General features: G+C 67.9%; 12 protein-coding genes and 1 other annotated feature. Of the genes, 7 read left to right on the top strand and 5 right to left on the bottom strand.

The annotated features are described in order from the left end of the window. Nucleotides 1-103 precede the first annotated feature (103 nt). Together FV233_RS09600 and FV233_RS09595 are read right to left on the bottom strand one after the other, a co-directional pair. Nucleotides 104-382, bottom strand: coding sequence for an MSMEG_0570 family nitrogen starvation response protein (locus tag FV233_RS09600; protein ID WP_147853542.1), 279 nt, complete (start codon nucleotides 380-382; stop codon nucleotides 104-106). Beyond that, a complete protein-coding gene (locus tag FV233_RS09595) occupies nucleotides 375-1,601 on the bottom strand; it encodes an MSMEG_0565 family glycosyltransferase (protein WP_147853543.1) in 1,227 nt (408 codons plus the stop codon). Before FV233_RS09595 ends, FV233_RS09600 begins: the two co-directional genes overlap by 8 nt. Before the next feature lie 398 nt (nucleotides 1,602-1,999). Here FV233_RS09595 and FV233_RS09590 point away from each other — a divergent pair, with 398 nt between their 5' ends. From FV233_RS09590 to FV233_RS09560, 7 genes are all read left to right on the top strand, one after another. Continuing rightward, complete coding sequence (locus tag FV233_RS09590; protein ID WP_147853544.1) at nucleotides 2,000-2,449, top strand: anaerobic typically selenocysteine-containing protein; 450 nt, start codon at nucleotides 2,000-2,002, stop codon at nucleotides 2,447-2,449. Between the two features lie 169 nt (nucleotides 2,450-2,618). Next, complete coding sequence (locus FV233_RS09585; RefSeq protein ID WP_147897335.1) at nucleotides 2,619-3,437, top strand: SGNH/GDSL hydrolase family protein; 819 nt, start codon at nucleotides 2,619-2,621, stop codon at nucleotides 3,435-3,437. A 178-nt stretch (nucleotides 3,438-3,615) separates the two neighbouring features. Continuing rightward, nucleotides 3,616-4,146 carry an ATP-dependent protease subunit HslV gene (gene hslV / locus FV233_RS09580; protein WP_147897357.1) on the top strand — a complete coding sequence of 177 codons (531 nt, stop codon included), beginning with the start codon at nucleotides 3,616-3,618 and terminating at the stop codon, nucleotides 4,144-4,146. A 237-nt stretch (nucleotides 4,147-4,383) separates the two neighbouring features. Next, nucleotides 4,384-6,054: a methyl-accepting chemotaxis protein gene (locus tag FV233_RS09575; RefSeq protein WP_147897334.1), complete on the top strand. Its 1,671-nt coding sequence runs from the start codon at nucleotides 4,384-4,386 to the stop codon at nucleotides 6,052-6,054. Between the two features lie 53 nt (nucleotides 6,055-6,107). Then, nucleotides 6,108-6,163: a sequence feature (sul1 is cis-regulatory element that is thought to sense ions involved in sulfur or methionine metabolism; They are found in Alphaproteobacteria), on the top strand. 64 nt (nucleotides 6,164-6,227) lie between these two features. Then, a complete protein-coding gene (locus FV233_RS09570) occupies nucleotides 6,228-7,724 on the top strand; it encodes a SulP family inorganic anion transporter (protein WP_147897333.1) in 1,497 nt (498 codons plus the stop codon). A gap of 121 nt (nucleotides 7,725-7,845) precedes the next feature. Beyond that, entirely contained in the window at nucleotides 7,846-9,159 is a 1,314-nt protein-coding gene (hslU, locus tag FV233_RS09565) for an ATP-dependent protease ATPase subunit HslU (RefSeq protein WP_147853548.1), read from the top strand. Between the two features lie 62 nt (nucleotides 9,160-9,221). Continuing rightward, nucleotides 9,222-10,046 carry a DMT family transporter gene (locus FV233_RS09560; RefSeq protein ID WP_147853549.1) on the top strand — a complete coding sequence of 275 codons (825 nt, stop codon included), beginning with the start codon at nucleotides 9,222-9,224 and terminating at the stop codon, nucleotides 10,044-10,046. Nucleotides 10,047-10,052: 6 nt separating this feature from the next. On the opposite strand, the gene FV233_RS09555 is transcribed toward FV233_RS09560, so the two are convergent. The 3 genes from FV233_RS09555 to FV233_RS09545 form a co-directional block, all read right to left on the bottom strand. Beyond that, nucleotides 10,053-10,454 (bottom strand): PTS sugar transporter subunit IIA, encoded by a 402-nt coding sequence (locus FV233_RS09555; RefSeq protein WP_147853550.1) that lies wholly within the window; start codon nucleotides 10,452-10,454, stop codon nucleotides 10,053-10,055. Nucleotides 10,455-10,628: 174 nt separating this feature from the next. After that, entirely contained in the window at nucleotides 10,629-11,069 is a 441-nt protein-coding gene (locus FV233_RS09550; protein WP_147853551.1) for an HPr kinase/phosphatase C-terminal domain-containing protein, read from the bottom strand. Then, a complete protein-coding gene (locus FV233_RS09545) occupies nucleotides 11,069-12,808 on the bottom strand; it encodes a sensor histidine kinase (RefSeq protein ID WP_147897356.1) in 1,740 nt (579 codons plus the stop codon). The genes FV233_RS09550 and FV233_RS09545 overlap by 1 nt, the downstream gene beginning before the upstream one ends. Nucleotides 12,809-12,824: the final 16 nt, after the last annotated feature.

The following is a 12,824-nucleotide window of genomic DNA, read 5'->3' as shown; positions in this document are numbered from 1 at the left end:
CGCTGTGTCGGTTCGACACGGGCTGGCGGGGTGTCAAGCAATCATATGAGCAGCCAGCTTCGATCGGGTCGCCCCGCGTGCGCCATGGGCGATCTCGAAACGATCATTCCTCGAACGCCTCGATATGCACCGTGCCCGGCACCTGACGACGTGCGGCGTCCTCGATCCGGGCAAGCTGCGACTCCGCCCGCCCGCAGGGGAAGCCGTACCGCTCACGGACCTTGTCACTCGCGCCGCCGAGAGCGAGGCGGATCAGCGCCAGGAACTCGTCGAGGGTGTAATCCTGGCCGACCGACAAATGGTCCTTGATGATCAGCGACGGTGAATAGCAGGCCTCGCGGCTGCCGTCCGGCCATCGGATATGGAAACGCATCTCAGGCATCGCCGGGGATCCGGGTGGTGTTCCAGGCGGCGGATCCCGTGGCGATCGCCGAAAGCGGGGCCGGACCGGGGGCGAACGACGCGTAGGTCGGCAGGTGACGTGTGGCGCAGGCGTCCCAGGTCTGGGCCCGGGCGACCTCCAGACCGGTGGCGCGCAGGCGGACGCGTCGCGATGGCTCTAGGCTCGCCTGCATGGCGGCGGCGATCGCATCGGGATCGTCGGGCTGAGCTGCAAGTGCCGCTGCGGCGTTCGGCTGTTTCGTGAAGGGCGACGGTGCCGAGACGATGACGGGCGTGCCGCAGGCCATCGCCTCCAGAACGCATAGGCCGTAGCCTCCCTGTGGTGACGGAAACACCAGCGTATCCGCGATGCGGTAGAGCCCCGGCATATCCGCCTGGGCGATCGGCCCGGTCCTGATCACCGGCTTTCCGGGACCGACCTCCAGCCCTTCGCGCTCCAGGGCTGCGCAGCACCGGGCTTCGTAGCCGGCATGGTCGAGGAGCGAGACACCGCCCGCGATCACGAGTTGTGCGGCCGGGATACGACGGCGCAGGCGCGCGAAGGCCGCGATGATCGCCAGCGTGTTCTTGCGCGCCTCGAACCCGCCGACGCTGAGGAAGACCGGCCCTGCCCCGAACCCGAGGCGCTCGCGCAACGCCGGATCGCCGGCCGAAGGCTCGGGGGTGTAGACGGCACCATCCACGCCGCTGCCGACCACGTCGGCCCGTGCGCCATATTCGGCCGCGAGAGCCGCAGCCCAGGTCGCGCTCAGGCAGAGCAGCCGCCCTGCATCGACGATCGCCCGTTCCTGCAACTGGCTCATCTGCGGGTCTGTCAGCGTATCGATGTGGTGGACCGTGCGGACGAAGCCGGGGATCAGACGGCGGCGAGTCAGGGTCGCCAGGGCATTACCGCTGATGCCGCAATGCGCATGGAAGATGTCGAAGTCACAGGCAGCCGGCGTCGAGAAGTGGGACAGGTAATCAGCGATCCGTGACTGGACCAGCGCTGACGTCGGTTCAGCAACGGGCTTGGCCGCGACCGAGACCACGGGACAGCGTGCATCCCGGAAGAAGCCGCGTCCGGTCGGGTCTGGGGCGTGGACCACCGCCTCATGCCCGAGGTCACACAGTGCCTCACCGAGCGCCAGAGCGTGGACCACGCCACCGCGGGGATGGGTCGAATGCGTGAGAATCGCGATGCGCAAGCGATCGACCATGGGACGGCAGACGAGGCTCGCGGCCGGTCCGGACTCCACCCTCGAAGCCCAGCACCAGGATCCCGCCACCCATCCGGAGACCCGTTAAGTCCGGTCGCATCGATCGTGCCGAAATCTGCACCCGCGATAATAAAACGTCAGACCCTGCCATCTTTGCTGGGCACAGGACGTCATCGGCGCATTCCATCGGCCCAACTTGAGCCACGGCGTCGCGCACCGGAACCCTGGCTCCATCACCTCATTGCCGGCGAGAGACCCGCGCGCTTTGATCCTCGCGGTGAATATTTAATACAGCGCGAGGATCACTGGGAGGAACTGAGCGTCGTCTTCCTACGAGAGCCGGCGGCCGGCTCTCGGGGCGATGCTCCGGCTGCGGGTCGTGCCGGAGAACCGAGACCTTGCAGAAGACCCTGATCGCTGCCGTCCTGGCCACCGTTCTCGCGGGTGCGGCCTACGCTGAAGACAACCCGCAGCTCGGCAAGCCCGCAAGCGCGGTGATACCGCCCGTCGAGCTGACCATCACGCTTCAGGATGACAAACCGGTCTGCGCGCCGGCCGACCTACGCCTGCCGGCCAACACCGACGTCGTGCTGAAGGTGGTGAGCCAGGCGAATGTCCCGGTGACGCTCACGGCGCCCGGACAGTTCGAGCAGGGACACCTGCTGCACGCTGACGGCGACCTCGTCCACGTGATGAGCGAGAAGGGCTACACGGTCAAAGCCAACGGCCACGGCACCTTGAAGCTGCGCACTCTCGATGCGGGAGAGCACAGCTACGCCTGCACCGCAAACAACAAGCGCAACGCACCCTTCGTGGGCAAGCTCGTGCTGTCGCCGCCGGCCGGCTGACGCGTCCTGGGCGGGGCCGAGACGCCGTCCCAATCGGGCTCGGCGGCGTCTCGGACTTAATTTTGCGTTACGAATTCACTTCATCTTAAAGGCGCGAACGGAACCGGTCTTTTCAAGGACCTGTGTCAGATTGTATCTGTCGTGAACGAGCGGCGGAGCGATCGGTCCCGTGTCCCAGAACCTGACATCCGTCACGCCCGCCAAGCCGCGCCGCAAGCGCTGGCGGGACGTATTGGTTCTGTGCGGCCTGCTGATGGTCCCGACCGCGGTTCTCGCCTACGCGGACCTCCTCCCCGATTCGCTGGACATGCTCGGCATCGACCTGAGCGACAGCCCGGACCTCCCACACGTCGCCCGGCAGATCGCCATCGGCGCGCCACTCAAGATCGTCGCGTTCGGGTCGTCCTCGACCGAGGGCATCGGTGCTTCGAGCCCGGCCAATGCTTATCCTGCGCGCCTGCAGGTCAACCTGCGCAAGAAGCTCCGCGGCATGGATGTCGCCGTGATCAACCGCGGCATCGGCGGCGAGCATGTCGACGACATGCTGAAGCGCCTGGATCGCGACGTGATCGCGGCCGAACCGCAGCTCGTCATCTGGCAGACCGGCAGCAACGATCCGCTGCGCGGCGTCTCCATCGAGCATTTTCACGAGGCGACCGCCGTCGCGATCCGGCGGATCCAGGAAGCCGGCATCGACGTGGTGCTGATGGAACCGCAATGGTGTCCGAAACTCGATTCGACACCCGGCTCTTCGCGGTTCCGCGATGCGGTGCGGGCGATCGGGACTGAACTCGACGTGCCGGTCATCCGTCGGGCCGACCTGATGCACGGCTGGGTCCGCGAGGGGAAGCTCACCGCCAAGCAGCTCTTCGCCTCGGACGGCCTGCACATGGCTGACGGCGGCTACGCCCTGCTGGCTCAGGCGGCGGCCGAATCGATCCTGCACGACGCCGGCCCGGTGCAGGCGGCCGAGGCGGTCGCCGAATAAAGCCCCGCGCCACCGCAACGACGCCCGGCACGACGGAAGCGAGCGTCCTGTCGTCGGGACTGACGTCCGTTGGCTGGACGCGGCCGCCAAAGCTCCCCATCTCGGCGCGGACCGAGATCGGAGCCGAACTTTGAGCCAGGACGCATTCAGGTACGACGACCGGGGCTCTGTGCCCCAGATGCACGCCACCACGATCCTGATGGTCCGCAAGGGCGGACGCGTCGTGGTCGGCGGCGACGGGCAGGTCAGCCTTGGCCAGACCATCGTCAAGGGCAACGCCCGCAAAGTGCGGCGCCTCGCGAAGGGCGCGGTGATCGGGGGCTTCGCCGGGGCGACTGCCGACGCCTTCACGCTGTTCGAGCGCCTCGAAGGCAAGCTGGAGCAGTATCCCGGCCAGTTGACGCGCGCCTGCGTCGAACTCACCAAGGATTGGCGCACGGACCGCTACCTGCGCCGCCTCGAAGCCATGATGGTGGTGGCCGACCGCGACGTCAGCCTGTTGCTCTCCGGTTCCGGAGACGTGCTGGAGCCGGAAACCGGCGTCATGGCAATCGGTTCAGGCGGAAACTACGCCCTCGCAGCCGCCCGCGCCCTTGAGGATAGCGAACTCGACGCGGAAGCGATCGTGCGTAAAGCCATGACGATCGCCGCTGAGATTTGCGTCTACACCAACGGCAACCTGGTGATCGAGGCCCTCGATCAGGCGTGATGCAGAAGGTTCATGCGGCCGCGGTATGATCGCTTCGCCGCGGTGAAGTGGGCTGGTGCGACGAAGGGCGAGGCGACTTTCGGCGTTTATCGAACAGGATGAGATGCCGCTCTGCCGGTCGAATGACCACGCCGACTGGCGATTCGAATCGCATCAGCTTGGCAACAGACTTCACCTTAACGGAGCTTTGATCCGTCACCGGCACAATCGTTCCGCAAAGCCCTGGGTGGAAACGGCATGAAGATCGGTGGCAAGATCCTGGGCTTCGTTGCGGCTTGCAGCCTGACGACGCTCGTCGTCGCAGGAATCAGCGTCGCGACCCTGCAGCGCTTCGAGCACTCCCTGACGCAGGTCGAGGATGCCTCGGTTCGCGCGCTGAACGCCGCAAACTTCAACCGCCTCGTCGCCGAGGTGACAATGGATTCCCGCGGCGTCTACGCCTCGGCCGACCGGAGCGAGGCTACGAAATACGCGGCCGGCATCCGTAAGGGCCTGGCCGCGATGGATGTCCTGCGGGCGGACTGGGCGCCCCGGGTGACCGAGCAGGAACGCCCGCTCTTCGACGCGATGGCGCGGAACGCCGACGCCTTCCGGACCTTGCGGACTGCGCTGGCCACCGCCGGCGTGGAGGCCGGTCCGCGCGCCGCCGCCGATTTGGGCTTCAACGAGGCCAACCAGTCCAACCGCAGGGCCTTCCAGGCGAGCATCGATGCCCTGGTCACGGGCGGCCGGGCCGAGATGGCTGCGGTCAAGGCCGAGACCCGCGATCTCTTCCAGGCGCGCACGTTGCTGGTATTCGCGCTGGCGCTGCTCGGCACAGTGGCATGCTGCGGGCTCGGCATCCTGGTGGGCCAACGCCAGATCGCCCGGCCGCTGCGCGCCGTGTCCGAGGCGATCCAGCGCCTTTCGCGGGGCGACCACACGCTTCCGGATGTGCACCCCCGTCGCGACGAGATCGGGGCGATCTGGGCAAGTATGCAGGTCTTCGCCGGTACCATGCGGGAAGCCGACGGGCTGCGTCAGGAGCGCGAGCGCTTGGGGGCTGAGGCGGTGACCCGCAAGCGCGCCGAGATGGTCGGGCTTGCAGACCAGTTCGAGGGCAGCATCGGCGGCTTGGTTCATCACCTCGCCGGCGCCGCCACCGGCATGGAACGCGCTGCCGCCGCCATGGCGGGCAATGCCGAGCGCACCGATGAGCAGTCGCGCGTCGTGACCCGCGCCGCCGAGACCACCGCACACAATGTCGAGGCGGTCGCCGCCGCCACGGAGGAACTCGCCGCCACCGCGAGCGAGATCGGTGTCCAGGTATCACAGACGTCCGACGCTGCCGCTGGCGCCGTCGAGGCGGCCAAGCGGACCCGCGCCAGCGTCCAGGCGCTCGCCCGTAGCGCCGACGGCATCGGGCAGGTTGTGTCGCTCATCTCGACCATCGCGGGACAGACCAATCTGCTCGCCCTCAACGCCACGATCGAGGCGGCCCGGGCTGGCGAGTCGGGGCGTGGTTTCGCCGTGGTCGCCACCGAGGTGAAGGCCCTGGCGACCCAGACCGCCCGGGCCACGGACGAGATCGCCGGCCAAATCGAGGCGATGCGTGCGGCCACCCATGCGGCCGTCGCGGCCATCGAGGAGATCGGCGGCACGATCGAGCAGGTCCACGGTATCGCGCTCGGCGTGGCGGCGGCCGTGGAGCAGCAGCAGGTCGCCACCCAGGAGATCGCCCGCAGCATCGCCGAGGCTGCCAGCGGCACCCGCGCCGTGACCGAGACCATGTCGCTGGTGCTGGGCGCCGCCCACGAGACCGGCGCCAGCGCCGGACAGGTGCTCGATGCGGCGGCCGACATCGCCCGCCGTTCGGATGGCCTGGGGAACGAAGTCGCGGGTTTCGTAGCGCAGGTGCGGGCGGCCTGATCCCGCCTCGATGTTGCATCGCAGTGCGATGCCTCGTAGGGTCGCACCATTCGCAAGGACCCGGTGAAAGCCCGGGTGGCTCTTCCGGCCGCCGATCCGCCGGACCACGCATCCGAGACGCCACTTGATCCGCCGTTCGAGCGGACGCGCGTCTCGTGCGGATCCTCATCATCATGCAACGCAGTTCATCCGGAACCGGCGGCCCTCTCGGGTCGTGGGTGTCCAATATCCGCGGCGATACCCTGTCGGGCATCGTCGTCGCCCTGGCGCTGATCCCGGAGGCGATCGGCTTCTCGGTCATCGCCGGGGTCGATCCCAAGGTCGGCCTCTACGCCTCGGTGGTCATCGCCTGCACGATCGCCTTCGCGGGGGGGCGGCCGGCCATGATCTCGGCCGCCACCGCCGCGACCGCGGTGGTGATGGTCGATCTCGTGCGCGAGCACGGGGTTCAATACCTGTTCGCCGCCACCGTCCTGATGGGCGTGATCCAGATCCTCGCCGGCCTGCTCAAACTCGGCCGGCTGATGCGGTTCGTCTCGCAATCGGTGATGACCGGCTTCGTCAACGCGCTGGCGATCCTGATCTTCCTGGCGCAGATGCCCGAGCTTACGGGCGTCACGCCGGCGACCTACGGCTTGATCGCCCTGGGCCTCGCGATCATCTACGGTTTCCCGCGGATCACCCGGGCCGTCCCCTCGCCCCTCGTGGCGATCGCGGTGCTGACCGCGGTGACGGCGATCTTCCACCTCGACGTGCGCACCGTCTCGCATCTGGGCGCCCTGCCCTCGACGCTGCCGAGCTTCGCGCTGCCGGACGTGCCGCTGACCTTCGAGACCCTGCGCATCCTGCTGCCCTACGCGGCGACGCTCGCCGCCGTCGGCCTCCTGGAAAGCCTGCTCACGGCGCAGATCGTCGACGACATGACCGACACCGCCAGCGACAAGAACCGGGAATGCATGGGCCAGGGCGTGGCCAACATGGCGTCGGCCGTGTTCGGCGGCATGGGCGGCTGCGCGATGATCGGGCAGTCGGTGATCAACGTCTCCTCGGGGGCTCGGGGCCGCCTGTCCACGCTGGTGGCAGGCGCCTTCCTGCTGCTGCTCCTGGTGGCCCTTCAGGACCTGCTGGCCGTCGTGCCGGTCGCGGCGCTGACGGCGGTGATGATCATGGTCTCGCTGAACACCTTCTCCTGGCGGTCGCTGGCGCGGCTGCGTACGAACCCGCTTCCTTCCTCGGCTGTGATGCTGGCGACCGTCCTGGTGGTGGTCGCCACCAAGGATCTGGCACAGGGCGTGCTGGCCGGGGTGCTCCTGTCCGGCGTGTTCTTCGCCGGCAAGGTCTCGCGGTTGAGCCAGGTCTCCTCCACGCTCTCGGAAGACGGCCGGACCCGGACCTATCGGGTGGCCGGGCAGGTCTTCTTCGCCTCGGCCGGCACCTTCTCGGAGGCGATCGACGTGCTGGAGCCGGTGGACCGCCTCGTCATCGACCTGCAAGACGCGCATTTCTGGGACATTTCGGCGGTCGCCGCGCTCGACCGCGTCGTCCTGAAAGCCCGCACCCGCGGGCGGATCGTCGACGTGATCGGCTTGAACGCCGCCAGTGCGACGCTGGTCGAACGGTTCGGCAAGCACGACAAGCCCGACGCCGCACCGTCGCTGGCGGGTCACTGAGACGGGGCGACGCACGCCCCAGGCCGCGCCCGGCCTCTTGCGTCGCGCGCGCCGCGACCCCATTCCCGGCCCAGGCCTGCGGTTGCGTCGGCCAGGCCGGGACAACAAGGATGGCACAGCGTTGACGACGTTCTCTCCCCGCGAGATCGTGTCCGAACTCGATCGCTTCATCGTCGGGCAGCACGACGCCAAGCGCGCCGTCGCGATCGCGCTCCGCAATCGCTGGCGTCGCCAGCAGCTCACGGGGCCGCTTCGCGAGGAGGTTGCGCCCAAGAACATCCTGATGATCGGGCCGACCGGCTGCGGCAAGACCGAGATCGCCCGCCGCCTCGCCAGGCTGGCCAATGCCCCGTTTCTGAAGATCGAGGCCACCAAGTTCACCGAGGTCGGCTATGTCGGCCGTGACGTCGAGCAGATCATCCGCGATCTCGTGGAGGTGGCGATCGGCCTGACCCGACAGGCGAAGCGCGAGACCGTCAAAGCCAAGGCCGAGGCGGCGGCCGAGAATCGAATCCTCGACGCCCTGGTCGGGCCCACCGCCAGCCAGGCGACCCGCGACAGCTTCCGGCGCAAGCTGCGTGACAGCGAACTCGACGACAAGGAAGTCGAGCTGGAACTGGCCTCGGGTGCCCCGTCGGGTCTGCCGATGTTCGAGATCCCCGGCATGCCGGGGGCCTCCATGGGGGCGATCAACATCGGGGACGTGCTCGGCAAGGCGCTGGGCGGGCAGCGCGGCAAGCCGCGCCGCATCCTGGTTCGAGATGCCTACGCGCCGCTGCTGGCCGAGGAATCCGACAAGCTGGTCGACGACGACGCACTGATCCGCGACGCGATCCGCGAGGTCGAGAACAACGGCATCGTCTTCCTCGATGAGATCGACAAGATCTGCACCCGTGAGGGCCGCTCCTCCGGGGACGTCTCCCGCGAGGGCGTGCAGCGTGACCTGCTACCGCTGATCGAGGGCACGACGGTCGCGACCAAGCACGGCCCGGTGAAGACCGACCACGTGCTGTTCATCGCCTCGGGCGCCTTCCATGTCTCGAAGCCCTCCGACCTCCTGCCGGAACTCCAGGGCCGTCTGCCCATCCGGGTCGAGTTGCAGCCTCTGACGGTGGACGACTTCCGCCAGATCCTGACCTCCACGGAGGCCAGCCTGCTCAAGCAGACGGTGGCGCTGATGCAGACGGAGGGCGTGACCCTCACCTTTACCGACGACGCCGTGGACGCGCTGGCCCGCGTCGCCGTCGAGGTGAACTCCTCCGTCGAGAACATCGGTGCCCGCCGCCTGCAGACCGTGCTGGAGCGGGTGATCGATGAGATCTCGTTCACCGCCACCGACCGGTCCGGGGAGACCGTGCCGATCGACGCCGCCTACGTCCGGGCCCGGGTCGAGGATCTGGCCGCCAACGCGGATCTGAGTCGGTTCATCCTGTGACCACTCGCTCGGGGTGGCGGCCGGATGCGGCTCTCCTCCCCGTCATCGCACTGGTGACCGGGATGATCTCGCTCCAATTCGGAGCCACGGTCGCCAAGAGCCTGTTCCCCGTCGTCGGAGCCGCCGGGACAGCGTCTCTGCGGGTCGGCTTCTCGGCCGTGATGCTGATCGCGGTCTGGCGCCCGTGGCGGCGCAGCCTGTCGGCGCGGGATGCCGGGTGGATCGCGCTCTACGGCATCAGCCTGGGGCTGATGAACGTCCTGTTCTACCTGGCCATCGCGCGCCTGCCGCTCGGACCGGCGGTGGCGATCGAGTTCGCCGGGCCGCTCGCAATTGCGTTGATCGCCTCCCGTCGCATGTCAGATTTCCTGTGGATCGGGGTCGCGGTACTGGGACTCGGCCTGCTCCTGCCGGTCGCATCGACGAGTTCACTGGACCCGCTCGGCGTGGTCCTGGCGCTCGGGGCGGCTCTTGCCTGGGCACTCTACATCCTGTTCGGCCAACGTGCCGGACGGATCGATGGCGGTCAGGCAGTCTCGCTGGGCATGCTGGTCGCGGCGGTGGTCGCCGGGCCGTTCGGCCTTGCGGAAGCCGGTCTGGACCTGTTCGCCCCCGGTATCCTGGTGGCCGGCCTCACGGTGGCGCTCTTGTCGAGTGCCCTGCCCTACTCGCTGGAAATGTTCGCGCTGCGCCGCCTGGATCGCAAACGCTTCGGCGTCCTGATGAGCCTGGAACCTGCCGTGGCCGCCTGCGCCGGCTTCGCTCTGCTGGGCGAGCGTCTCGGCACCATCCAGTGGCTGGCCATCGGGTTAGTGATTCTGGCCTCGGCGGGCATCACCGCGACGAGCCGTCAGCCTGCCACCATGGCCGTGGCCCCAGAGGGCTAACGAGCTTTATTTGCCGGCAAGGACTCGGGAGGCGACGTTGATGTACTTGCGCCCGGCTTCCTGGGCGTGAAGGACGGCGTCGCTGAGGTTCTCCTCGTCACGAACGCTCGCCAACTTGATCAGCATCGGCAAGTTGATTCCCGCCACCACCTCGACCGAGCCGCCGTTCATACACGACAGCGCAAGGTTCGAGGGCGTGCCACCGAACATGTCGGTGAGCACCACCACACCGTCGCCGGTGTTCACGCGACAGACCGCCGACATGATGTCCCGGCGTCGCAATTCCATATCGTCTTCCGGCCCGATCGTGATCGTCTCGATCTGATCCTGCGGGCCGACCACGTGCTCCAGAGCGGCCTTGAATTCGGTCGCCAGCAGCCCGTGAGTGACGAGCACCATGCCAATCATCGACACGTGTTCCAACGTCCTCTGTCTGCCGCCATGTTGTGCAATGCACAGGTCCCAACAAGGCGATCGCGACGTTTTTGCTCGGACATTAGAGCGATCATGCCATGCGCGCTCCTTCGGCGCCATGGGGTCTCACCACCATGACGCGAATCGATGACCTGTGCGGCTGCGAAGTCACGGACTGGACTTTCGCAGCGCGGCACGAATCAGCAACATCGATAATCCCGCCCGCCGCACTGCGGCGTCGAGAACCAAGCGGGGTAATCGCACATCGAGAATGCGGGTGTCGTTTGGTGGATCGGGCAACCTCGGCTGTTCGTCGACGAGATCGACCGTGAGGCGCAGATGCGCCTCACAGCGCAGCGGCAATCCCAGGTCGGTTGCCGATAGAATGCCCTGTCCACGGATCTCCACCTGCCCCGCCAGCACCTCATGGGGCCGGGCGACGAGCGTATTGGCCCGTCGGTCGCAGACCACCCGGTCGTCTGCCACGAAGGCCCCATCCGCCTCCGCGGCGATGAGAACCGCCAGGCTCGACTTACCCGAGCCGGACGGGCCGCGGATCAGGATGCCGGCCTCGCCCAAGGTCACGCAGGCTGCGTGCAGGGTCGTCATCAGGCGTGGAGTTGCCGCGGTGCGGCCGGCAGGCGAACGGTGAAGCGGGCACCGCGCACCGTGGGCTCGCCGTCCTCGTCCGGTGCCCCGGGACGGTTCTCGGCACGAATCGTACCGCGGTGGGCCTGGACGATCTGGCGCGAGATCGACAGCCCGAGCCCCGAATTCTGCCCGAACCCCTGCTCGGGCCGATCGGTGTAGAAGCGCTCGAAGATGCGTTCCAGAGCGTGCTCCGGAATGCCGGGGCCCTCGTCCTCGCAAACCAGCTCGACCTCGCCGCGGACTCGTCGCAGCGCCACCCGTACCTTCGCTTCGGTGGGCGAGAACGAGCGGGCATTGTCGAGGAGGTTGTTGACGACTTGGCCCAGTCGGCTGTCGTGGCCGATCACCGTGAAAGGCGCATCCTGATCGGCGATCGGCTCGACGTCGAGCTGGATCAGGCAATCCTTCGGGCGCCTCCGCTCGTTCGCCACCGAGACGACCGTGGACAGCAGCTTCTTGAGGTCGACCCGGCGTGCCTCAGCCCGGGCAAGCTCGGCGTCGAGCCGCGAAGCGTCGGCGATGTCGCTGATCAACCGGTCCAGGCGCTTCACATCGTGCTGGATGATCGCCATCAGGCGGCCGCGCGAATCATCGGATTTCGCCAGCGGCAGCGTCTCGACGGCGCTGCGCAGGGAGGTCAGCGGGTTCTTCAACTCGTGGCTGACATCTGCGGCGAAGCTCTCGATGGCGTCGATGCGCCGGTAGAGCGCTTGTGTCATGTCCCGCAGGGCCCCGGAAAGGTGGCCGATCTCATCGGTGCGCTGGGTGAAGTCGGGGATCTCCTCGCGGGTCTTGATCCCCATGCGGACCTTCTCCGCAGCTTCCGCCAGCCGCCGCACCGGACCCGCGATGGCACCGGCCAGCAGCGCCGAGAGCACCACCATCACGGCCGAGGCGACCAGGAACACCTGCAGCAAACCGAAGCGCTCCGAGGCAATCACCCTATCGATGGCGTCCCCCTGCGTAGAGATCAGAAGCGCGCCGCGTACCGAGCCGGCGCGATGGATCGGTACGGCCACCGAGACGGTGGTCTCGCCCAGCGCGTTGCGGCGGACCAGGCTACCGCGATTGCCGGTGAGCGCCGCCTGGACCTCGCGGAGCGAATGGCCGTTGACCGGCCCCGTCTCCTCGGGTCGAGCGCCCCGGCCGCCGAACAGGCCGCTGAGCTTCGCCTGGACCGCTTGAAAAGCGGATTCGAGCATGCCCGCCTTGTGGGGCTTCGCCGCGATCGTGTCGTTGCGGCCGGCGTCACCGCGCTTGAACAGGGTCCGGGTGTCGAACAGCAGGCCGCCTTCCTGGTCGTAGACCCGGGCGCGGTTACCCGTGGGGGTGACCAGGCGCGACAGCAATGGCGCCACTTTCTCGGGGTTGAGCGAGAAGGCGAGAGGCTGGGATTCCTCCTCGGTTGGCTCCCCCGCCTGTTGCTGGAGCAGCTTGTCGGGGTCGATCTGGATGGTGTCGGTGTCGACCGAGGCGGAGGCCGCTATGGCGCCGGCGATGATCTCGCCCTGGATCACCAGGCTCTGGATCCGGGCCTGGATCAGGCCCTGCCGGAACTGGTTGAGGTAGAGGAACCCGACGAGCAGCGCGATCAACCCGACGAGGTTGAGCACGACGATGCGGCGCGTCAGGCTCGACGACGCGCGCTGGCCGATCGCGTCCCAGAGGGCGCGCGGCCAGGTCAGCGGTCGGGACAGGAGCTGGGTGAACGAG

The sequence above is a fragment of the Methylobacterium sp. WL7 genome, assembly GCF_008040085.1.
GTDB lineage: Bacteria > Pseudomonadota > Alphaproteobacteria > Rhizobiales > Beijerinckiaceae > Methylobacterium > Methylobacterium mesophilicum.
The sequence above is the reverse complement of the archived record's forward strand: the minus strand, read 5'-3'. Positions and strand labels throughout refer to the sequence as shown.

Coding starts and splice junctions, on each gene's coding strand:
- FV233_RS09600 (WP_147853542.1), bottom strand. CDS start 382: ATGCCTGAGATGCGTTTCCATATCCGATGGCCGGACGGCAGCCGCGAG.
- FV233_RS09595 (WP_147853543.1), bottom strand. CDS start 1,601: ATGGTCGATCGCTTGCGCATCGCGATTCTCACGCATTCGACCCATCCC.
- hslV (WP_147897357.1), top strand. CDS start 3,616: ATGCACGCCACCACGATCCTGATGGTCCGCAAGGGCGGACGCGTCGTG.
- FV233_RS09575 (WP_147897334.1), top strand. CDS start 4,384: ATGAAGATCGGTGGCAAGATCCTGGGCTTCGTTGCGGCTTGCAGCCTG.
- FV233_RS09570 (WP_147897333.1), top strand. CDS start 6,228: ATGCAACGCAGTTCATCCGGAACCGGCGGCCCTCTCGGGTCGTGGGTG.
- FV233_RS09560 (WP_147853549.1), top strand. CDS start 9,222: ATGATCTCGCTCCAATTCGGAGCCACGGTCGCCAAGAGCCTGTTCCCC.
- FV233_RS09555 (WP_147853550.1), bottom strand. CDS start 10,454: ATGATTGGCATGGTGCTCGTCACTCACGGGCTGCTGGCGACCGAATTC.
- FV233_RS09550 (WP_147853551.1), bottom strand. CDS start 11,069: ATGACGACCCTGCACGCAGCCTGCGTGACCTTGGGCGAGGCCGGCATC.